At 49.3% G+C, this 20,221-nt stretch carries 21 protein-coding genes and 1 tRNA gene; 7 read left to right on the top strand and 15 right to left on the bottom strand.

What is annotated here, in order from left to right; all coding sequences use genetic code 11:
• Positions 1-135 precede the first annotated feature (135 nt).
• From B5E77_RS04545 to B5E77_RS04575, 7 genes are all read right to left on the bottom strand, one after another.
• Positions 136-1,206, bottom strand: coding sequence for an AI-2E family transporter (locus B5E77_RS04545; protein ID WP_162609641.1), 1,071 nt, complete (start codon positions 1,204-1,206; stop codon positions 136-138).
• A gap of 466 nt (positions 1,207-1,672) precedes the next feature.
• Positions 1,673-2,437, bottom strand: a complete 765-nt coding sequence (locus B5E77_RS04550) for an RluA family pseudouridine synthase (protein ID WP_087164189.1) — start codon at positions 2,435-2,437, stop codon at positions 1,673-1,675.
• A 3-nt stretch (positions 2,438-2,440) separates the two neighbouring features.
• Positions 2,441-3,790: a glucose-6-phosphate isomerase gene (locus B5E77_RS04555; RefSeq protein ID WP_087164190.1), complete on the bottom strand. Its 1,350-nt coding sequence runs from the start codon at positions 3,788-3,790 to the stop codon at positions 2,441-2,443.
• Between the two features lie 124 nt (positions 3,791-3,914).
• A complete protein-coding gene (locus tag B5E77_RS04560; RefSeq protein ID WP_087164191.1) occupies positions 3,915-4,202 on the bottom strand; it encodes a hypothetical protein in 288 nt (95 codons plus the stop codon).
• A gap of 223 nt (positions 4,203-4,425) precedes the next feature.
• Positions 4,426-5,139 carry a 5'-methylthioadenosine/adenosylhomocysteine nucleosidase gene (locus B5E77_RS04565; protein ID WP_087164192.1) on the bottom strand — a complete coding sequence of 238 codons (714 nt, stop codon included), beginning with the start codon at positions 5,137-5,139 and terminating at the stop codon, positions 4,426-4,428.
• Positions 5,140-5,534: 395 nt separating this feature from the next.
• A complete protein-coding gene (locus tag B5E77_RS04570) occupies positions 5,535-6,032 on the bottom strand; it encodes a DUF6147 family protein (protein WP_087164193.1) in 498 nt (165 codons plus the stop codon).
• A 69-nt stretch (positions 6,033-6,101) separates the two neighbouring features.
• The gene (locus B5E77_RS04575) at positions 6,102-6,644 is read right to left on the bottom strand and encodes a DUF4367 domain-containing protein (protein ID WP_162609642.1); all 543 of its coding nucleotides are present in this window, start codon (positions 6,642-6,644) and stop codon (positions 6,102-6,104) included.
• A 325-nt stretch (positions 6,645-6,969) separates the two neighbouring features.
• Here B5E77_RS04575 and B5E77_RS04580 point away from each other — a divergent pair, with 325 nt between their 5' ends.
• The gene (locus B5E77_RS04580) at positions 6,970-8,040 is read left to right on the top strand and encodes an undecaprenyldiphospho-muramoylpentapeptide beta-N-acetylglucosaminyltransferase (RefSeq protein WP_087164195.1); all 1,071 of its coding nucleotides are present in this window, start codon (positions 6,970-6,972) and stop codon (positions 8,038-8,040) included.
• 64 nt (positions 8,041-8,104) lie between these two features.
• Here the strand turns inward: B5E77_RS04580 and B5E77_RS04585 are convergent, their stop codons facing one another.
• Both B5E77_RS04585 and B5E77_RS04590 read right to left on the bottom strand, forming a co-directional pair.
• A complete protein-coding gene (locus B5E77_RS04585) occupies positions 8,105-8,632 on the bottom strand; it encodes an RNA polymerase sigma factor (RefSeq protein ID WP_087164196.1) in 528 nt (175 codons plus the stop codon).
• 2 nt (positions 8,633-8,634) lie between these two features.
• Positions 8,635-9,060: an HIT family protein gene (locus B5E77_RS04590; protein ID WP_087164197.1), complete on the bottom strand. Its 426-nt coding sequence runs from the start codon at positions 9,058-9,060 to the stop codon at positions 8,635-8,637.
• A 111-nt stretch (positions 9,061-9,171) separates the two neighbouring features.
• Here B5E77_RS04590 and B5E77_RS04595 point away from each other — a divergent pair, with 111 nt between their 5' ends.
• Positions 9,172-9,819, top strand: coding sequence for a sensor histidine kinase (locus B5E77_RS04595; RefSeq protein WP_087164198.1), 648 nt, complete (start codon positions 9,172-9,174; stop codon positions 9,817-9,819).
• Between the two features lie 126 nt (positions 9,820-9,945).
• Here the strand turns inward: B5E77_RS04595 and B5E77_RS04600 are convergent, their stop codons facing one another.
• Positions 9,946-10,266 (bottom strand): cyclic-di-AMP receptor, encoded by a 321-nt coding sequence (locus tag B5E77_RS04600; protein WP_162609643.1) that lies wholly within the window; start codon positions 10,264-10,266, stop codon positions 9,946-9,948.
• A 187-nt stretch (positions 10,267-10,453) separates the two neighbouring features.
• Positions 10,454-10,526 (bottom strand) — tRNA-Lys (locus B5E77_RS04605).
• Positions 10,527-10,721: 195 nt separating this feature from the next.
• Here B5E77_RS04605 and trmB point away from each other — a divergent pair.
• Positions 10,722-11,375: a tRNA (guanosine(46)-N7)-methyltransferase TrmB gene (gene trmB, locus B5E77_RS04610; protein ID WP_087164200.1), complete on the top strand. Its 654-nt coding sequence runs from the start codon at positions 10,722-10,724 to the stop codon at positions 11,373-11,375.
• A gap of 464 nt (positions 11,376-11,839) precedes the next feature.
• Here the strand turns inward: trmB and B5E77_RS04615 are convergent, their stop codons facing one another.
• Positions 11,840-12,943, bottom strand: a complete 1,104-nt coding sequence (locus tag B5E77_RS04615; RefSeq protein WP_087164201.1) for a C40 family peptidase — start codon at positions 12,941-12,943, stop codon at positions 11,840-11,842.
• A 248-nt stretch (positions 12,944-13,191) separates the two neighbouring features.
• On the opposite strand from B5E77_RS04615, the gene B5E77_RS04620 reads away from it, so the two are divergent.
• The 4 genes from B5E77_RS04620 (at position 13,192) to B5E77_RS04635 (ending at position 15,722) form a co-directional block, all read left to right on the top strand.
• The gene (locus B5E77_RS04620; protein ID WP_087164202.1) at positions 13,192-13,572 is read left to right on the top strand and encodes a Fur family transcriptional regulator; all 381 of its coding nucleotides are present in this window, start codon (positions 13,192-13,194) and stop codon (positions 13,570-13,572) included.
• A 254-nt stretch (positions 13,573-13,826) separates the two neighbouring features.
• On the top strand, positions 13,827-14,369 hold the full coding sequence (locus B5E77_RS04625; protein ID WP_087164203.1) for an NADH peroxidase: 543 nt from the start codon (positions 13,827-13,829) through the stop codon (positions 14,367-14,369).
• A 178-nt stretch (positions 14,370-14,547) separates the two neighbouring features.
• Complete coding sequence (trhA, locus tag B5E77_RS04630) at positions 14,548-15,216, top strand: PAQR family membrane homeostasis protein TrhA (protein WP_087164204.1); 669 nt, start codon at positions 14,548-14,550, stop codon at positions 15,214-15,216.
• A 230-nt stretch (positions 15,217-15,446) separates the two neighbouring features.
• Positions 15,447-15,722: a GIY-YIG nuclease family protein gene (locus B5E77_RS04635; RefSeq protein WP_087164205.1), complete on the top strand. Its 276-nt coding sequence runs from the start codon at positions 15,447-15,449 to the stop codon at positions 15,720-15,722.
• Here B5E77_RS04635 and B5E77_RS04640 read toward each other — a convergent pair.
• The 3 genes from B5E77_RS04640 to B5E77_RS04650 all read right to left on the bottom strand — a co-directional run bounded on the left by B5E77_RS04640 (position 15,703) and on the right by B5E77_RS04650 (position 20,216).
• Positions 15,703-16,602, bottom strand: a complete 900-nt coding sequence (locus B5E77_RS04640) for a murein hydrolase activator EnvC family protein (protein ID WP_162609644.1) — start codon at positions 16,600-16,602, stop codon at positions 15,703-15,705. The two genes, B5E77_RS04635 and B5E77_RS04640, sit on opposite strands and share 20 nt — an antisense overlap.
• Positions 16,603-16,701: 99 nt before the next feature.
• Positions 16,702-17,526, bottom strand: coding sequence for a SpoIID/LytB domain-containing protein (locus tag B5E77_RS04645; RefSeq protein WP_162609645.1), 825 nt, complete (start codon positions 17,524-17,526; stop codon positions 16,702-16,704).
• Positions 17,527-17,732: 206 nt separating this feature from the next.
• Complete coding sequence (locus B5E77_RS04650) at positions 17,733-20,216, bottom strand: glycogen/starch/alpha-glucan phosphorylase (RefSeq protein WP_087164208.1); 2,484 nt, start codon at positions 20,214-20,216, stop codon at positions 17,733-17,735.
• Positions 20,217-20,221 lie beyond the last annotated feature (5 nt).

Raw genomic sequence — 20,221 nt, forward strand, 5'->3', positions numbered from 1 at the left:
GGCTTTGTCAAGACTTCTCTATAATTCCCGTGATTCCTGCATACCGCTTTCTCTGCGTCTTTCTCACAATTCCCGCGCTCCGCTTTCTCTGCATTCTACTCACAGTTCCCGCGTTCCGCTTTCTCTGCATTCTACTCACAGTTCCCGCGTTCCGCTTAAGCCCTCTGCCGCCGCTGCGTCCACCTGCCGCCAGAGCTCCTGAATCAGGAGCACGGAAAGAGGACCGAGAAGAATTCCGCCGAAGCCATAGAGCTTTACGCCTGCGTACACGCTGGCCAAAATGACAATAGGAAGAATGCCAAGCCTTCCTCCTATCAGCTTAGGCTCCAGAAGCTCCCTCGTCAGGACGCAGATTCCGTATGTGACCGCCAAAATCAGAGCCGCAGAATAATTTTTCTGAATGAACAGGAGAACCAGCGCCCAGGGGAGAAACACAGTTCCTGTCCCGAACACAGGCAGGGCGTCAAGGAAGCCGACGCCGATCCCCGCCAAAACAGGGTTCGACACCGTGCCGGACAGCCAGATGCCAGCTATGCAGAGCAGCATGACAAGACCCATGATTATGCACTGCGCCCGCAGATACCCGCCTACCGATCGCAGAATTCCCCGGATCACGGATACGATAGGTTCATATAGAGGCCATTTTTTTCCCATTGCGTGGATTTTTTCAAAGTCTGAGGCCATCAGAAGTACAGCGACTCCTGTTACCAGAAGGGCCGCTCCCCAGGAGCCCGCGCTCTTCAGAAACTCCCAGGAGCCGCCGAAAGCCCCGGGAAGAATATTCTGCCTGGCGTGATCCCGGAACACATTCAGCTGCTCTGTCACAAAGACACGCACATTCTCGGCATCCAGATGCATCAGCTCACTGATTCCATCACAGCATTCATAGAGAATACGCTCCGTCTCACCAGGATTCCCAAACCTTTCTGCCAGCCATTCAATCAGGCTTCCGATTCCTTTCCCAAGCCAGACGCCTCCTGCTGCCAGAAGCGCCGCCGCAAGAATCAGAATCACCGCCATCACAACCGGAGGCTTCATATGAAGGCGCCGGTGAATCCAGCTAAGCCATGGCCAGCACCAGCATACCAGAAGGGCCGCAACAAAAAACGGAACCAAAAGAGGCACCAGGTACTTCATTCCCAGGTAAACGCCTGCTATGATTCCGATTTTTTTCCACAATACCTGATTCTTTCTTATCTGATCCATGGGCAGCCTCTCCTTCTGGTCCGTCTCCGAATTCATTTCCCGGGCCTTACCCTAAGTTGACAAGGGTATACACGGTCAGGACAGGGCTGTTTCGGCGTCCTGCTGCGTTGCTTTTCGCTCCGCGTACGTCCAGTACGCGTCGTTCATGCGCCTTGCAGGACGCCGAAACAGCCGCTGCCTGACTCTTCGACCTCCAGTAGGTCTGCTCCCGGTATTTTCAAGGAAACGGAATGAGGCGTACTGGACGTACGCCGATTGACGGTGACGCAGAAAATACCGGGAGCAGACCGCTGGAGGCGTGTATGCCCTTATCAACTTAGGGTAAATATATCTCGTCTCAGGCACATCATGAATTCAGAGGTAGTATGCGCAAATCAGGAGATTTTACCCTGCTACATTCATCCAGCCGCAGCCAGTTCTATACATGCTGCGGCAGAAGAAAGTGGATTACCATGTGGATAACTCGCTATTTTGTGGATAAAAAAGTGGAAAACACAGGATTTTGTGGTTTTATCTCAAATTTCATACATTTTCCGCTGATGGGATGCGTAAACTTAAGCCGATATGCACACAGAGCCGGAAAGGAGTTGTCCACATTATCCACACAGTTTTCGACATGGGCCGGTCCGTATTTCCGATCTCCGGCAAGGGGCGTTCCCATACCGGCCATCTGCACACGGATTTGATGGTGCCGTCCCGTCTCCAGCCTGATTTCTACCAGCTCCCAGTCTCCTGACCGCTCCAGGATCCTGTAAAACAAAACCGCCTTTTTCGCCCCTGAATGGGAGGGCGGAACAATCTCAGAACGGTTTTCCTTTCCATTTTTACACAGGTAATCCACGCGTTTTACCCAGTTTTCCACCTTCTTTTCCACATTTTCAGGGGGTTTTCCACATGGATTCTGACTATTTGAGATATCCACACCAAGGTTATCCACAATATGGCGGACAGCCAGATAGGTCTTTTCCATCCTTCTCTCCGCCGACTGCCGGCTTAAGCCCGCTGCCGCCTTCGGCGTCAGCGCAAATACGACCAGTCCCTCCACAGGCTGGTCAAGGCGGTGTACAATCCCGAGGTACGGCGCTCCCTTGCCGGGATTTTTGGCGTGCAGATAATTTTTTACCAGACTTTCGCAGTCTTTTACGCCCACACGGGCGCTCTGAACGGGAACACCCGCTGGCTTGTACAAAACCAGCAGGTGCTCATCCTCATAAACAATGTGTAATTCCATAGCTTACAGTCTCTTCAGAAGCTCCTCGCGCTCCTTCTCATAGCCGGGCTTTCCAAGCAGGGCAAACATATTCTTCTTGTAAGCCTCCACGCCAGGCTGATTGAACGGATTTACGCCCAGAATATATCCGCTTACGCCTACCGCGAACTCAAAGAAGTAGAAGAGCTGGCCCAGGCAGTACTCGTCCTGGCACGGGATATTGATGCGCAGATTCGGTACGTTTCCGTCTGTATGAGCCAGAACCGTTCCGTTCATCGCGTTCTTATTCACAAAGTCAACAGTCTTTCCGGCAAGATAATTCAGGCCGTCCAGATCCACCGGCTCCTCCTGAATCGTCACCTCTGCCGGGCTCTCCTCCACATTCAGTACCGTCTCAAACATGTTGCGCGGTCCGTCCTGGATCGTCTGTCCCATAGAATGAAGATCGGTAGAGAGATCTACGGAAGCCGGGAAGATTCCCTTCTGATCCTTGCCCTCGCTCTCTCCATAGAGCTGCTTCCACCATTCCGACACGTAATGCAGGCTCGGCTCATAGTTTGCCAGTACCTCAATGAGCTTGCCCTTGCGAAGCAGGATGTTGCGGATCGCCGCATACTGAAGCGCGCTGTTCTCCGCAAAGGGAGCGTTCAGGGCCTCTTCTCTGGCTGCTGCCGTTCCTTCCATCAGCTTCTGAATATCTGCTCCGCTCACTGCGATGGGAAGCAGGCCTACTGCAGTCGTCACAGAGAAGCGTCCGCCTACATTGTCCGGGATCACGAAGGACTCATATCCCTTCTCATCTGCCAGCTTCTTCAGGGCTCCTCTCGCCTTGTCCGTCGTCGCGTAAATTCTCTTCGCAGCCTCAGCCTCGCCATACTTCTTCTCCAGCATTTCCTTGAAGATACGGAATGCAATGGCGGGCTCCGTGGTTGTTCCGGACTTGGAGATTACATTGATGGAAAAGTCCCTGTCCCCAATCACATCGATCAGGTCTTTGATATATTTGCTGCTGATACTGTTTCCTACAAAATAAATCTCCGGCGCCTTGCGCACTTCTTTGGATACCACATTGTAGAAGCTGTGCTTCAGGAAATCAATCGCCGCTCTGGCTCCCAGATAGGATCCTCCGATACCGATTACCAGCAGAAGCTCAGAATCCTCGCGAATCTTGTCCGCCGCCTTCTGGATGCGCGCAAACTCTTCCTTGTCGTAATTCACCGGAAGATCAATCCAGCCGATGAAATCATTTCCAGCTCCCTTGCCGGATACCAGAAGCTCCTTTGCGTTCTCCGCAATCGCCTGCATGCTTCGAATCTCGTCCTCGCCAATTACGTTCAGTGCTTTGGAATAGTCAAATGAAATCTTATTGCTCATTTTTGTTTTCTTCCTTTCTTTGCGCTGGCTTATGCCGCCTATGCTTTCATTCTAGCAAATGCTGCCATACGGATCAAGTTCCAGTCCAAAAATTCTGAGCGAAAAGACAGCAAAAACCATAAGTTCAGCCCAAAAATTCCGTCAGCACCTCGTCCAGCACCCGTTCCTCCGATGCGCTCAACGGAGGCTTCTCAGATTTTTCTTCCGCCGCCTCTGCCTTCTGCCCTTCCTCCGCGTCCCTCTCTTCCTGAAAATTCGGATAGCTCTCCGCCGCTCTCACACTCAGATTGCTCCTTAAAAGCTCTCTTTTACTTTCCTTTACAATCCCGGAAATTTCCCGGACATCAGCCCACAGATAAAGCAGAATCACCAGCAATACCGCCCAGGCTGCTATGATAAACACCCGAAACATTCCAATTCCTCCCCGCTTGTCCTGATTTTCCTTCCCGGACGGCAGTCCCGCCGGCTCCGGATCCTGCTTCCATTATACGCCTGCCCGGAACAGATAAAAAGAGCAGGCGCCTGTCAGAATACGTCCCACTCTGACAAAATGCCTGCTCATTCCTGCTTTTTCCTTTTTTATTCCCGCAGCCTCTCCCCTGGAGACCTTCCCGTCCTGCGTCACGACGCCAGTCTTAAAACGCGTCTTCCGGAATCCGGGATACAAAATTCTCTACCAGCTTCACACTGTGCTCGATCGCCTTCTTTTCAAATTCCGGATAATCCATCGACGCGCTGTCGTCTGCCTTATCCGAAATAGCCCGCACAATCACAAACGGCACCTTATTCAGATAAGCTGCCTGCGCGATAGCCGCTCCTTCCATCTCCGTGCAGCAGCCTTCCGTCCAGGAGGCGATCTCTTCCTTTATCTCACGTCCCGCCACAAACTGATCGCCTGTCACAATCCGGCCCACAAATGCATGAATCTCCGGATTCACCTCTTCACATGCCGCCTTCGCCAGCGCAATCAGCTCCTCATCTGCCGGAAAGCTGAGCGTGTCCATGCGCGGAATCTCTCCCCTTGCATATCCAAAGGCTCTGGCATCCATATCATGCTGCACCGCATCAGAAGAAATCACAATATCTCCGATGTCAATCTCCGCTTTCAGGGAACCCGCGATTCCCGTATTGATCAGCCGGTTCACATTGAACACATCCACCAGTATCTGAGCGCACAGCCCTGCGTTCACCTTTCCGATTCCGCTCCGCACCAGCACGACCTCATGACTGTTCAGGCGTCCCTGATAAAACTCCATAGACGCCTTCTTCACTACAACCTCTATCTCCATCTTTTCTTTCAAAAGAATAATTTCCTCTTCCATCGCTCCGATGATGCCTGTTCTTCCCATATCCGTCCTCAACCTCACTTTCCGCATTCATTCCCGTAAGCTGTAAGCCAAATGCCTCTCCCGGGCGCCATTTGGCTGTTTTCATCCGTTTCCAATTATTTTACCAACAGTTCCATATAATTTCAACCCATTTCGGGTTTCTGCATTTCCGCCCTTTCTTTTCTCTCTTTTTCATATTCTTTCCGGAACAGAAAAACCGGCAGGGATATAACGCCCTGCCGGTTTTTCTGAGTTCTTTTCAGAACTTTGAAAAGGTGTGTTGAGTGTTTTGTTAATAGTTTTTTATCAAGTGTGTGTTACCTTATATAAGGATTTTTTTATACCATATTCAGTTGTCTTTTGGTTTTGCTGTTGCTTTTAGGTGATTTGATCCCGGTGGGGTATGGATGGCGGGATCAGGATGCTTTCAAAGCACGGGTTTGCGTGCTGCTCGTTTCTGTTGTGGAACCTTCTGTGACGCTATGCACACCGCGCGCGCAATACCATCTACCAGAAGTTACGCTGATATTAGCCTCGCTGCCATGACAGGATGATGCATTCTGTTTCTCAAAATGATACACACCAATAGTTCCAAAGCTACTTCCGCCATTGGTACTTTCATCCAGATACACACCAACTTTGACATAGTCACAGACAGAATGGGCATTTGTCGTACCGGAAACGCTTACCTTCCCAGTCCCAGCTTTCTTTATCCCGCTAGTTCCACTTTGCAGATAGGTCCCTCTTGCTATTCCAAACCAATTGTCAATCGCTTCATCTTCTGTAGTGATATATTCATGGTATCCAGGCACTGACACCTCTTCCGCCCTACTTGTCAATACCTGAGTATTCCAAAGGCAAATTCCCAGCGCAATGCACATGATATCTACTACCACTTTCTTGATATTTCTCATTACCTCCCTCCTTTCATATAAATTTTGAAATTAGCAACTACAATAAAAATACGAATAGAAACTAAAAAATCACACATTTTCAAAATAGATTTCCTGCAATATTTCTTTCAATCCTTTTATGTCTAAGCTAGAAGTAATACAATAATATGCATTTCCCCGCGCTATCTCTACCGCATAAAAGAAACTTTTTTCATCATTCTCTATCTCCAAAATATTGATTTCTTCATTGTAATAAAATGTTCTAACAACATCAACTATCTTTCCATCAAATTGCGTATCAAAGGCTGCTTCGTCTCCCTGTTTGTTTTCATAAATTTTTAAAATATGTTCGTCATAGCTGAACTCCATCAGCGCCTCACCCATATTTTCATCTATATAAACATTTTCCATTTCCATCCCCTGCGGCTTATAACCAAGCCTCAGTGCCAAAATTCCCAGCCTTTCTTCAATCTCTTCATAAGCCTCTTCCTCTGTGACTTCCAGATAAATTTCCTCACCGCCAATGAATATTTCTACATTATACTCCCCATCCTCCATCCGGCTCTCCACCGTCGGAGAAAAGAGCCTCTCACCACTGGCTCCCACGCCAACAGCAGCCAGCAAAATTGCCACAAGGGCAACCGCAAGAAGCGTACGGCGGCGGATATGAAAAGCCTTCGGAGCCGGAGCCGCGCTGCTTTTTTCTCTGGCCTCGATTCGTTTCATCAGATCCGCATAGGAGTCGTCAGGCATGCGAACCGAAGAGAGCTCTTCATTTGCCTCAACCTGTTGTTCCAACGCTTCGGCTTCTGTCTCGATTTCTTTTTTTATCCATCTGCGGAATTTATTTTCCCTCATTTTCTTCCTCTTATTTTCTTTCAATATGAATTGACAGACCAATCAGAACCTATCATAATAAACATAATAAAACTGACTGTTTATCATGGAGGTGGAATCTTTGAAACGAATACTTCTGACCGGCGGCGGCACTGCCGGACATGTCACTCCCAATATTGCTCTGCTTCCAAGGCTGCGGGAGCTCGGCTATGAGATCTCATATATGGGCTCCTACAATGGTATAGAAAAAAAGCTGATTGAAGAGCTTCAAATTCCTTATTACGGCATTTCCTCCGGAAAGCTGCGCCGTTATTTTGATCCCAAAAACTTTACAGATCCGTTTAAGGTTCTGAAAGGCTACGGGGAAGCCAGACGCATCATCAAACAGCTGAAACCGGATGTGCTGTTTTCCAAGGGCGGCTTTGTGTCTGTTCCTGTCGTGCTGGCCGCCAGGCATTTTCATGTCCCGGTCATCCTGCACGAGTCCGATCTGACCCCGGGCCTGGCAAATAAGCTCTGCATCCCGTCGGCCTGGAAGGTCTGCTGCAATTTCCCTGAGACACTCCAGTATCTCCCGGCTGACAAGGCCGTGCTGACCGGTTCTCCGATCCGCCAGGAGCTTCTGAAGGGGGATCCTGTCCGGGCCCTGAAGTTCACAGGCCTGTCTCCGGATAAACCTGTCATCCTCGTCATGGGAGGCAGCCTGGGAGCCGCTGCAGTCAACGAAGCTGTCCGCAGCATTCTTCCGCAGCTTCTGAAGGATTTCCATGTCATTCACCTCTGTGGTAAAGACAAGATAGATCCTTCCCTGAACGGTCTGTCCGGTTATGTTCAATATGAATATATCAAGGGCGAACTGAAGGATCTGTTCGCTCTCTCAGACATTGTGGTTTCCAGAGCGGGAGCCAACGCTATCTGCGAGCTGCTGGCGCTGAGAAAGCCGAGCCTTCTGATTCCGCTTCCGGCAGCCTCCAGCCGCGGCGATCAGATACTAAACGCCCGCTCCTTTGAAAAACAGGGCTTCAGCATGGTGCTGGAGGAAGAAAAAATCACTCCGGATTCCCTTTTTGACGCAGTCCGGTCTCTCTACGAAAACCGGGCTGAATTGTCCTCCGCCATGGCCGCAAGCAAACAGACAGATTCTATCGAAACCATTATCAGCCTGATCGAAGAGGCCGCCAGCCGTTCGTGAAAAACGCTCATCCAAACCGGAAAGGGAATGCGCTTCCTGCGTTCCCTTTCTAAATTCAAAGCTTCTAAAATTCTTCGTATTCCTTCTGGAAATTCGCTTTCATCCATTTCTTGCTTTTCCGGAGATAGTTGTCTATCGTACTCAATGAAACGCCGCGCTTTCTGGCTACGACCTTTCTCGGAACTCCAAGATATTCCACAAGCATCAGAACCTCGTACCAATCCTCATTCTTTTCGCGCAGAGCTCTCAGCATGCTGCCGCACAGCTGTTTCTGTTCTGCCTGTTCCAGATAAATGGACGCCTGATCGTCTATCACACCCGTGTCGGAGTCGCGGGAACCGTCTGTCAGAATCTCTCTGCGGCTGCTCGCCTTTTTCATGTAGTCGTAAACCAGATGTGAGGAAACAACCAGAAGCCAGCCCTTCACCTTTGAAACAATAATATTGTCCTGATACCCATGCAGTCTCAGAAATGTTTCCTGACAGATATCCTGCGCAAGATGAAAATCTCCGGTCATATCATAGACGCTTTTCAAAACCAGATTTTTATACTCTTCATAAATTTCCTGAAATTTATCTTCTGTATTCACCATTCCTACTCCCGGGGCAGATCCTGGGACAAAAGAGCCGTCAGCTCTTCCTTATCCTCAGGAGTGAGGCTGCCCGGTTTCCAGGTGATTCCCACGCCGTCGTCCTTATACCGCGGAATCAGATGCAGATGAAAATGAAATACGGTCTGCCCGGCCGCCTCTCCATTATTCTGCACCAGGTTCAATCCGTCACATCCCAATTTTTCTTTCATATGTTTCCCAATCCTCTGAGCAAGCACGATGAGCTTTTTCAGATGCTCCTCGTCCATCTCAAAAAGATTTGCGAAATGCTCTTTCGGCACTATCAGCGCATGACCCCGGGACGCCGGATTCAGATCCAGAAAAGCACGGAACTCTTCATCCTCATAGATCGTCGCTGAAGGGATCTCGCCATCCGCGATTTTACAAAAGATACAGTTATTTTCTTTCATCACACTTCTCCTCCTGAAAAAATCTTTATATTTTGTCGTATTTTGCCGAATTGTTCTGTGTTGTAAATTTATTCCTCCCATGTTAAAATCAGGTACAGGAGTGATACGAACATGGAAGACATCAATTTCACAATCGCAAAAATGACGCATGAAATACGCAATCCACTGACCCTGATTAACAGCTCTCTTCAGCTTATAGAAAGGACTCATCCAGAGGTCAAAGACTTTCCATTCTGGTCCCAGACGCTGGAGGATGTGGAATACCTGAACCAGCTTCTGGACGACCTTGCGGCATACAGCGATGAACGCCGCTTTTTTATGTGCGAAGTCGATCTGAAGGAGGTATTCCTTGCTTTGGAAGAAAGCCTGCAGCCCTATATCCTTACCAATAAAAAGAATTTTTCCGTTCATCTGCCGGCTCAGCTTCCGCCGATCTTCGGCAACCCCATAAAGCTAAAACAGGCATTTCTGAACCTGCTCAAAAACGCCTTCGAATCTACGGGCGAAGATGGATGTGTATCCCTCTCTGCCAGAAAGTACCTCGATCAAATCATTATCCGGGTGTCTGACGACGGCTGCGGCATAGCGCCCGAGGCGCTGGAAACAATTTTTATGCCTTTTACCTCCTATAAAACGACCGGAACCGGACTTGGCCTCGCCATTACCCAGAAGATCATCAAAGCCCATTACGGAGACATCGACATCAGCTCTTCACCTGGCCGCGGTACTACTTTCACTATTACTTTGCCTCATTTATAGTACATATTTTATATTAATTATATGGATAATACAAGAAATTTTTTTCATTATGACAGTATGCTTACCGGCTCCGCAGACATGGAGCCGGTAATTGTCATTTTAAAATGACATTTTATTTTTGGAACTTTAGAATTTCAAAGACTTATTCACATCAGAGATAAAGATCGTCGCTCCGCCAATTTTCAGAGTACGCTCCGTCTCAATCATCACATTTCCATTATACTCCCATACCTTGCACTCTTCCTCGCGCTCCGTACAGCTCTGGCGGATATAATCCAGGATTTCCTCCTCGCGCTCCGCCTCCACACAGATAAGCAATGTAATGTTGGTCCTGCTGGAATACAGTCCCTCTGTTTTGAATTTTGTCGCCCGGATTCGGTTTCTGATCAACAGTCTTGCCAGAGCATCAAAATCCTGCTCCTGCACAATCACGATCATCAGCTTCATTTTTTTATTTCCTCCTGAATTCGGCAGCGCGGCATATCGCCTGCTGCAGTCTATCCAAAAGTATAGCCGACTTCTTTTCAAATTACAATAGTTTTCTACATTACTCTGTATTGGAAGAATCTTTCCTGAAAAAGGACAGAAAAAAGCACCGCCCCCGCGCTCCATGTCGCAAAAACAGTGCCCTGCGTGCGCGATCAGGGGTTCGAACCCTGGACACCCTGATTAAGAGTCAGGTGCTCTGCCAGCTGAGCTAATCGCGCATATTTTCTTTTGTTTCTTTGCCGTTGTCCTCAACGCAAAAGTTATTATACTGTATCGTTTTCAAAAATGCAAGTACTTTTTTTATATTTTCTTGATTTTTTTTTTAGATTTATATACAATGAAGAAAATGCGGCCCTGGAAGCTGTTCCGAGCCCCATAAAATAAAGTAAATTTCGTATTAAAGGAGTAGACGAGTGAGACTGAAGCATATCAAAGGAGCGGAGGAGGCTGTGGCCTCAAGTCCCTTTGTCATCCATGATGCAAAGGAGCGCCGGGGAGCCTGGCGTGAATTGTTTGGAAATGAGGGGGCTGTCCACATAGAAATCGGCATGGGAAAGGGCCGCTTTCTGATGGAGCTGGCAGCGCAGAATCCTCACATTAATTATATCGGTATCGAGCGCTACAGCAGCGTTCTGCTGCGCGCCATCCAGAAGATGGAGGAGGAGCCTCTGCCAAATCTGTATTTTCTGTGCGAAGACGCCTCAGAGCTGGAGCAGTTTTTCGCCCCCGGAGAGGTAGACCTGATTTATCTGAATTTTTCCGATCCCTGGCCGAAAGCCCGCCACGCAAGGCGCCGGCTGACCTCTACAGAGTATCTGAAGCGCTACGCGGCTGTTCTGGCTTCAGACGGACGGGTAGAATTCAAGACGGACAACGAAACACTCTTTGACTTTTCCCTGGAAAGCGTGGAGGAGGCCGGATGGACACTTCTGGGCTGTACGAGAAATCTCCACCAGGATTCCCGGATGAATGAGGGAAATATTATGACGGAATATGAGGAAAGGTTTTCTTCGAAGGGAAATCCGATATACAAGCTGATCGCTGTTCCGCCGTGCGGACCTTCCTGAAGCCCTGCAAAGAACAGCTGTTTTGCCTGTTTTTTCAGATAATTTCTTTTAATTTTCGACATTGTACTTGTCAAGGAAATTTTTACGATTTGAATCCTTTTCCTGCAATTTATTCAATCTGTACAAAACATTCGTTTCGATAAATACTATGTAAACCGGTCTTTTACACATTCAAAAATGTGGATAAAGTGGATAACTTCGTTGATAACTTTCTTTCCCGGCTTTTTTCTTTGGATAAGATGTGGATAACTTTTCAGTTATCCACTCTTTTTGGTTAAAAATTTGTAAACTTCATTAAAAGTTTGTGCAAAATGCAGTGTTGGTATTTTATTCCATCCTTTTTGTTTTTTTGCGTGTCTGACAATAATACGCTATTTTCAAAAAATACCATCTCTTTTCCGGCGCGAAAAAAGCAGGAGCCTTTCGGCTCCTGCTGCACATTACGATATGTTTTTTCAAATATATTAAAAGATTCTTCTTACACAGATTACGTTTCTGTAATTTGCCGGAGATGTGTACTTGATGCCGGTAGCCGCTGTGCTTGCGTGAACAATTGTATTGTTTCCACAGTAGATAGCCACGTGGCCGCTGTAGCAGATAATATCTCCCGGCTGTGCGTCCGCCAGACTTACCTCATATCCTACGCTTCTCATAGCACTGGAGGAATGGGGCAGGCTTACACCGAAGTTCGCGTATACGCTCATGACAAATCCGGAACAATCTGCTCCATTCGTCAGGCTTGTGCCGCCATATACATACGGATTGCCGACAAACTGGCTGGCAAAGCTTACAACTGCGTTTCCGCTGCTGCTGCCGGAGCCGCTTCCTACTACCGTCTGAGTAGAGCTTTCGGAAGAGCTGTTTGCCTTGGCCTCCACCTCAGCCGCTCTTCTTCTTCCTTCTTCCTTCGCCGCTTCCTCTTCTGCCAGGCGCGCCTCCTCCTCTTCTTTGGATTCCGCCTGTACAAAATCAGTTCTCAGATCTACATAATCGGTAGATACCCATCCGTCTCCTTCCTCGATGGAGACCTGAACCCAGCCGTCCTGCTCGTTTGTAACAGTCAGCTCCTCGCCTTCTCCAATCAGTCCCAGAACGCTGGCATCTGTGCTGGCGTCTGTTCTGACGCGAAGAGTCTGGGTCGTAACCGTAGCGACTCTCTCGCCTACCTCTGCGGCAAGCGCTTCCGCTTCATCACCTGTAACTACGTAATCAGCCTTCACATATCCTGTCACGCTTCCGGAAGTAATTTTATACCATCCATCTGTCTCTTCCTCGATAGTTCCGGCAGAATTATCATAAAGCTTTCCGAGTATCTCGCTCTCCTCATTCGGTTCGCTTCTGACGTTCACATAATCATTTACCTGCGCAATGCAGATTCCGTCATATTCAGAAGGCGTCATCTCCTCCAGTACCTTTTGATCCGCTTCCGGGTCTGCCTCATAGGCCTCCGTCATAACAGAAGCGATTCCTTCCTCCGCCGCCGGCAGAAGATTGCTTGCCTCTGCCCTGCTTCCGCTTATCAGAAAGCAGAACGCTCCGGCCAGGCATACCGCCGTAAATCTGTGCATATCGTTCTCATCCTCCGTACAGTCCTGAACTCTCGGACTTAAATATTACAAATTTGTTAAGACTTATGAAAGAATTATAACAGTATGCTATGCGCTTGTCAACCGTTTCTGTCCACTCTTTAGGATTCTTTTTGAATAAGCCTTTGTTATTTCCATGTAAACTTTTTCTATTGACAACAAAAGCATTTCTGAATAAAATATAAGAAATGATAACTGTTATTATTATTGCAATGTGAAAGGATGTTTTTATGGCAACATTAAAATACAGCCGTCAGAGGGAATCTATCAAGCGGTTTCTGCTGTCCCGGTACGACCATCCGACTGCCGATACCATCTATCTGCATGTACGCGAGGAATTTCCGAATATCAGCCTGGGAACCGTATACCGCAATCTTTCTCTTCTGACTGAACTGGGCGAGGTTATTAAAATCACGACGGACGGCCCCGATCGCTTCGACGGTCATACGGAACCCCACTCCCACTTTCTCTGCCGGAAGTGCCATTCTCTTCTCGACATTCATCTGAAAGACGAAAGCGCGATCGACAAGCAGGCCCAGGAAAGCTTTCCGGGTATTATCGACGGCCACTCTGTTCTATACTATGGAATTTGCTCTGACTGCGCAGGTTAAATGTTAAATGCAGGAGACGGCTTGCCGGAAGCTTTCTGCCAGGCTGTCTTATGAAAAAGCTCTCAAATAAACAGCAAACAGCCTGGTCTATTCACAGGAAAAGAAACTGGTAAAAGAATTTTATTTCATAATATAGAAATAGTGCTTGACGAAATCAAAGATCTGTGATACATTAATATCAGTAACAGGAATCATTACTGTTTTTAGCAATTACTAATTAAATTCTATATCAAAAAGAAAAGGAGACTATCATTATGAAGACATGGGTATGTACAGTATGTGGTTATGTATGGGAAGGCGAGAGCGCACCGGAGAAATGTCCTCAGTGCGGCGTAGGCCCGGACAAGTTCAAGGAGCAGAGCGAAGGCCTCAGCTGGGCAGCTGAGCACGTAGTAGGCGTAGCACAGGGCGTTAGCGAGGACATTCTTGAGGATCTGAGAGCAAACTTCAACGGAGAGTGCTCTGAGGTAGGTATGTACCTGGCTATGGCAAGAGTAGCTCACAGAGAGGGATATCCGGAGATCGGCCTGTACTGGGAGAAGGCTGCCTGGGAAGAGGCTGAGCATGCTGCTAAGTTTGCAGAGCTTCTGGGCGAGGTTGTTACCGACAGCACCAAGAAGAATCTGGAGATGAGAGTTGCTGCTGAGAACGGCGCTACCGCAGGCAAGTTCGACCTTGCAAAGCGCGCTAAGGCTGCGAACCTGGATGCGATTCATGACACCGTACATGAGATGGCACGCGACGAGGCTCGTCATGGCCGCGCATTTGAGGGTCTTCTGAAGAGATACTTCGGCTAAATAACACTTGATACATCAGGAAAGAGGAGTGAACCTCAAGGTTCACTCCTTTTTCTTATCTTTTTCTAAATCTCCTTGACATTCGAAACAGCCAGGTATAATATGAATACAATATAACATAGTTTTTAATACTATATATAAAAGTATATAAGACTTTTTCGAAAAGGAGGAGAACATTATGAAATTTGAAATCAAGGATCCGGGAAGCGCCATTACACATTTTATCGGCATGCTGATGGCTGCCTTTGCGGCGACTCCGCTTCTGATACGCGCCGCCCGCAACCCGGATAAGGTACATCTCATCTCGCTGGCCATTTTTATCGTAAGCATGATTCTGCTGTACGCGGCAAGCACCACCTATCACACGCTGAATCTCTCAAAACGCACGAACCGCATTCTCCGCAAGATAGATCACTGTATGATCTTTGTGCTGATTGCCGGTTCCTATACGCCGGTCTGCCTGATTGTTCTCGGAGGCCGCACCGGATATACCCTCTGCGCACTTGTATGGGCCGTGGCCCTGGCTGGAATTCTCCTGAAAGCCTTCTGGGTGACCTGCCCGAAATGGTTTTCTTCTATATTATACATCGCCATGGGCTGGCTGTGCGTACTGGCTTTCACCCAGCTTTTGAACGCCCTTTCCCCGGCAGCCTTCGGATGGCTCCTGGCCGGCGGCGTCATCTATACCGTAGGCGGCATTATCTACGCGCTGAAGCTTCCGATTTTTAATGCCCGCCATAAAAACTTCGGCTCCCATGAAATCTTTCATCTGTTTGTCATGGCCGGAAGCATCTGCCACTTTATTGTTATGTATGTATTTGTGGCGCCTATGCCGCTGCCCGTCTGAGTCCGGATATCCGGACCCGGACAGCCTCAGAAGCGTAAGCCCTCCGGAAGCCTCCGGAGGGTATTTTTGAATAGCTTCCAGAACAATCCTGCTCTTTACAGGCAAACTCTCTCTGCGTATAATATATCACAGGCGCAGCCTGTGAGCGCCATTCACCGCCCGCCTCGCGTGAGCAAGCTCCCGCAGGCTCGCTTGCGCTCATTTTATCATAGACTGCGGAGGGGGCTTTTATGAATTACACCTATATCCTGCGGTGCGGCGATGGCTCTTACTACACCGGATGGACGAACAACCTGAAAAAACGCCTGGAAGACCACAGCCAGGGACGGGGAGCCAAATACACGCGCGCCCATCTTCCTGTTTCGCTCGTGTACTATGAGTGCTTTGACAGCAAAGAGGAAGCCATGAAAAGGGAAGCTGCCATCAAAAAATTAAGCCGCCCCCAGAAGGAACGGCTTATCGCTTCTCATACTGCTGATTTATCCATTATTGAAGAAGAGCCATAGGATCGATGCTCTCTCCATCCTTTCTGACCTCGAAATAGACGTTGCAGCCTTCCTTCGTGTAATAACGGGTAGGCTCACTGACATATCCCACGGTCTCTCCGGCCTTCAGATAATCCCCTTCTTTCACAGGAAGCTCCTTGAGCTGGCCATAGATAATCTCATATCCATCTCCGATGTCCATCGTGACTGTCATGCCTGTCTCTTCCAGAGTCTCGATCTTGGTGATTTTTCCCGGAGCTGCGCTCATTACATTTTCATCCAGACTCCCCTGAATAATAATGGCAGGGTTGTATTTATACTGATCCAGAGTCGTAAAATAAACAGTCTTGTCCATGCTGTAATCCATAATAACATTGCCGGCTACAGGCCAGAGCAGATGATCCGTTTCTGCCGAAAAGGAAAGCTCCGGCTCCTCGGAAACCGCGTCTGCGGAAGCTGCCTCCTGCGCCTCATCCAGAATTACGGTCTCTCCTGTTCCGGAAGGATCCGGATCTGCCTCTGCAAACTCACTTTCCAGCTCTGCTCCATCTATGGCAGCTGTTTCCTGGCCCTCTGTGCTCTTTGCATCTGCAAGGGCTTCTCCTTCCTTATCACGGGACGCAGAGCCGGAGGCCGCCTCCTGCGCAGCCTCTTCCTGCTGCTCTTCCTCTGCCTCCTCCTGTGCTTCCCTTGCGTCCGCCTCTGCCCGGGCCTGCTCGCGCGCCTTCGCTTCTTCCTCCGCTTCCGCCACCTTCTGCTCCAGTTCCTTTTGCTGCTGGTCCGACTTTCCCACCGAATACATGCCGATCATCGTCACGACCGCGAGAAGGCACAGACTGAAAGCGATCGTAACGGTTCTTCCGCTGGAAAAACCGCCCTTTTTCTTTCTCTTTACTGTCATAAGCTTCACCTCTACACTGTTTTCCACACATTTTCTGTGCTGCTGTCACTGCTCATCCTTCCCGAACAGTTACCTGCCGCTATCTCTAGGATAGCCAGTTTAAGAGTAGCTTATACACTCCAGGTTTTTATAAAAATATTGCAGAATTTCCTGATAATTCTTGCCCTCGATCGCCTGCAGGTTCGCCTGGTACATGCTCAGGCCCAGACCGTGTCCCAGGCCCTTTGTGACAATGCGAACCCCTTTTTCTGTCTGTTCAGCCGTAAAGCAGCTGGAATTCAGGCCATACAGGCTGCGGAATTCCTCGCCTCCCAGAATCTGTGCACCCATACGCACCTCTGTCACGTAGCCTGCTTCATCCCGGGCCAGAATCTCCGGCGTCTCCTGCAGATCAAGAGTCTCTATTTTCAGGTAGTCTGAAGACTGCAGATCCTCAGGGCACTCTGCAGACTCCAGCCAGGAATAGCTCTCTCCCAGTACGCTTCCGCCCCTGGTCCGGCCTGCACTGACTGCATGATAAGGCAAATCATCAGGCAGCTGCGGCTCTGCCGCCCCGCCAGACAGCTGTCCCGGCTGTTCCTCCGCCTGAGCATCCCCATTCTGGAATGCCAGCACCTGGCCTGCCGTCTCTTCAGCGGCCTCCCTGCATTTCTCCGTATAGCGCTCCCAGTTCTCAAAACCCCAGAGCGCTATCTGCTCCTCCTGGTCATAAAAAGAAAAGCCCAGCTGTTTCAGATCGGTTTCCTGAACAGCCGCAGACGCCTCTGCCAGGGTTCCGGAGCCATAAAAATCTGCAGCCTTGGAAAGCAGGTTCGTACGGATAACGACTGCCTGGGCCTTGAGCGCTTCCTCCTCATAGTGGACAGGCATCTGGGAGGGCAGAATCTCCGCCACAAAATCTTCCAGGCTCCTCTCCTGCGCCATGCTTTCCGTCCCTCTCATGCTCCCGGTACGGAATACGGCGGCCACGTAGGGAAGCAGCATTAAAATGATCAGTACTGAAATTCCTGTTTTTATTTTTTCCTTCATTCTACAATCTATGAACGCAAAAAAAGAGATAGACGTAAGCTTTTACGCCTATCTCTTTTTTCGGTTCGCTGTAATCCGCTTTTTTCTGCCCCCAGATCCAATTATTTGGAAGAAGCAGACTCCTGCGGAAGACTTACCGTCATTTTATCCAGGTGCCAAATCTCATCTACATACTCCTGAATCGTACGGTCAGAGGAGAACTTGCCGCTGCAGGCCGTATTCCAGATAGCCTTTTTCGCCCAGCCCTTTTCGTCACGGTACGCCTCTTCTACGCGCTTATGAGCCTCCGCATAGGAACGGAAGTCCTTCAGAATGAAGTAGGTATCCGCGCGGTCACTGCTCTTTGTGTTCAGCAGAGAATCGTAAAGATCCCGGAACATCTCCGGATCCTGAGGCGCATAATAGCCATTGATCAGCTGCATCAGGACATGGCGGATTTCCTGATCGCTGTTGAAGATATCCATCGGATTGTAGCCGCCGTTCTGTTCGTAGTTAATGACCTCATCTGAGCTCAGGCCGAAGATAAAGGCATTCTCCTCGCCCATCTCCTCTACCATTTCCACAGTAGCTCCGTCCATGGTTCCAATGGTCAGCGCTCCGTTCAGCATGAACTTCATATTTCCGGTACCGGAAGCCTCCTTGCTGGCTGTGGAAATCTGCTCGGATACATCAGCTGCCGCAAAGATCAACTCTGCGTTGGACACGCGGTAATCCTCGATAAAGACTACCTTCAGCTTTCCATTGATAGAAGCGTCGTTGTTGATCACATCTGCCACAGAATTGATCAGCTTGATCGTCAGCTTTGCCCTGCGGTAGCCTGCCGCAGCCTTCGCTCCGAAAATGAAGGTTCTCGGATAGAAGGGCATATCCGGATGCTCTTTGATCTGATTATACAGATACATCACATGCAGAATGTTCAGAAGCTGGCGCTTATACTCGTGGAGACGCTTCACCTGTACGTCAAAGATAGAGCGCGGATCCACGGTAATGCCATTGTGCTCCTGGATATATTTTGCAAGGCGGACCTTGTTCTGATACTTGATATTCATAAACTCCCGCTGAGCCTTCTCATCATCCGCATAGATCTTGAGCTTGGAGATCTGAGACAGGTCGGTGATCCACTCGTCACCGATGTGCGCGGTTACCCAGTCAGCCAGCAGCGGATTTCCGTGAAGCAGGAAGCGGCGCTGTGTGATGCCGTTGGTCTTATTGTTGAATTTCTCCGGCATCATCTGGTAGAAATCCTTCAGCTCCTGATGCTTCAGGATCTCTGTGTGAAGCCTTGCCACACCGTTTACAGAGTAGCCGGCAGCGATAGCCAGGTGAGCCATCTTTACCTGTCCGTCGTAGATGATCGCCATCTTGCGGATCTTCTCCTGATCACCCGGATATTTCTTCTGGATCTCAATCACGAAACGGCGGTTGATCTCCTCAATGATCTGATAGATACGCGGAAGCAGGCGGGAGAACAGCTCGATGGGCCACTTCTCCAGAGCCTCTGCCATAATGGTATGGTTCGTGTAAGCGCAGGTCTTTGTGGTCACATCCCATGCCTCGTCCCACTCCAGGCCTTCCTCGTCCACCAGCACACGCATCAGCTCTGCCACCGCTACGGTCGGATGGGTATCATTCAGCTGGAAGGTGGCCTTCTCATAGAATTTGCGGATATCGCTGTGCTCTCTCTTGTAGCGGTCAACCGCAGCCTGCACGCTGGCAGAAATGAAGAAATACTGCTGCTTTAAGCGCAGCTCCTTGCCTGCCATATGGTTATCATTGGGATAGAGCACCTCCACCAGAAGCTTCGCAAGGTTCTCTTCCTCCACTGCCTTCTGGTAATCGCCCTTATCAAAGGCGTCCAGACGGAAGGAATTCATGGCTTCCGCATCCCAGATACGCAGGGTATCTACCACGTTGTTGCCATAGCCTACGATGGGCAGATCGCAGGGAACCGCGCGCACGCTCTGATAGCCCTTCTGAATGAAATGGCTCTTTCCTCTCTCGTCTACCTCAATATCTACATAACCGCCGAATTTTACAATCTTTGCGTACTCCGGACGGCGAAGCTCAAAGGGATTGCCGTTTTTCAGCCACTCATCCGGAACCTCTACCTGATAGCCATCCTCGATTTTCTGCTTGAACATGCCGTAGCGGTAACGGATCCCACAGCCATAGGCTGCATAGCCCAGAGTTGCCAGGGAGTCCAGGAAACAGGCTGCCAGCCTTCCCAGGCCTCCGTTTCCAAGCGCTGCGTCCGGCTCCTGATCCTCGATCACGTTCAGATCACAGCCCAGCTCCTCCAAAGCTTCCTTTACCTCGTCATAATAGGTCAGATTAATCAGGTTATTGCCCAGCGCGCGTCCCATCAGGAACTCCATGGACATATAATATACAATCTTCGGATCCTGCTTTTTCATCTGCTCCTGGGTAGCCAGCCAGGCGTCAATGATCGCATCCTTGGTAGCCAGAGCCACGGCGCTGAAGATCTGCTGCTGGGTAGCCTCTTCAATGGTTCTTCTGTACAGCGTCTTTACATTGTAAACCACGCTTCTCTTGAAGAGCTCCTTATCAAAAGGTCTCTTGCTCATATCAG

The organism is Lachnoclostridium sp. An131 (assembly GCF_002160825.1).
In the GTDB taxonomy this organism is placed as follows: domain Bacteria; phylum Bacillota; class Clostridia; order Lachnospirales; family Lachnospiraceae; genus Laedolimicola.

What these genes read in the sequence shown, in the direction of transcription:
- B5E77_RS04625 (WP_087164203.1), top strand. Translation starts at nt 13,827, where the DNA reads ATGAAGACATGGGTATGTACAGTATGTGGTTATGTATGGGAAGGCGAG.
- B5E77_RS04600 (WP_162609643.1), bottom strand. Translation starts at nt 10,266, where the DNA reads ATGAAGCTGATGATCGTGATTGTGCAGGAGCAGGATTTTGATGCTCTG.
- B5E77_RS04550 (WP_087164189.1), bottom strand. Translation starts at nt 2,437, where the DNA reads ATGGAATTACACATTGTTTATGAGGATGAGCACCTGCTGGTTTTGTAC.
- B5E77_RS04560 (WP_087164191.1), bottom strand. Translation starts at nt 4,202, where the DNA reads ATGTTTCGGGTGTTTATCATAGCAGCCTGGGCGGTATTGCTGGTGATT.
- B5E77_RS04645 (WP_162609645.1), bottom strand. Translation starts at nt 17,526, where the DNA reads ATGGCGCAGGAGAGGAGCCTGGAAGATTTTGTGGCGGAGATTCTGCCC.
- B5E77_RS04570 (WP_087164193.1), bottom strand. Translation starts at nt 6,032, where the DNA reads ATGAGAAATATCAAGAAAGTGGTAGTAGATATCATGTGCATTGCGCTG.
- B5E77_RS04590 (WP_087164197.1), bottom strand. Translation starts at nt 9,060, where the DNA reads ATGAAAGAAAATAACTGTATCTTTTGTAAAATCGCGGATGGCGAGATC.
- B5E77_RS04635 (WP_087164205.1), top strand. Translation starts at nt 15,447, where the DNA reads ATGAATTACACCTATATCCTGCGGTGCGGCGATGGCTCTTACTACACC.
- B5E77_RS04555 (WP_087164190.1), bottom strand. Translation starts at nt 3,790, where the DNA reads ATGAGCAATAAGATTTCATTTGACTATTCCAAAGCACTGAACGTAATT.
- B5E77_RS04650 (WP_087164208.1), bottom strand. Translation starts at nt 20,216, where the DNA reads ATGAGCAAGAGACCTTTTGATAAGGAGCTCTTCAAGAGAAGCGTGGTT.
- B5E77_RS04640 (WP_162609644.1), bottom strand. Translation starts at nt 16,602, where the DNA reads ATGACAGTAAAGAGAAAGAAAAAGGGCGGTTTTTCCAGCGGAAGAACC.
- B5E77_RS04545 (WP_162609641.1), bottom strand. Translation starts at nt 1,206, where the DNA reads ATGGATCAGATAAGAAAGAATCAGGTATTGTGGAAAAAAATCGGAATC.
- B5E77_RS04595 (WP_087164198.1), top strand. Translation starts at nt 9,172, where the DNA reads ATGGAAGACATCAATTTCACAATCGCAAAAATGACGCATGAAATACGC.
- B5E77_RS04620 (WP_087164202.1), top strand. Translation starts at nt 13,192, where the DNA reads ATGGCAACATTAAAATACAGCCGTCAGAGGGAATCTATCAAGCGGTTT.
- trhA (WP_087164204.1), top strand. Translation starts at nt 14,548, where the DNA reads ATGAAATTTGAAATCAAGGATCCGGGAAGCGCCATTACACATTTTATC.
- B5E77_RS04585 (WP_087164196.1), bottom strand. Translation starts at nt 8,632, where the DNA reads ATGGTGAATACAGAAGATAAATTTCAGGAAATTTATGAAGAGTATAAA.
- B5E77_RS04565 (WP_087164192.1), bottom strand. Translation starts at nt 5,139, where the DNA reads ATGGGAAGAACAGGCATCATCGGAGCGATGGAAGAGGAAATTATTCTT.
- B5E77_RS04615 (WP_087164201.1), bottom strand. Translation starts at nt 12,943, where the DNA reads ATGCACAGATTTACGGCGGTATGCCTGGCCGGAGCGTTCTGCTTTCTG.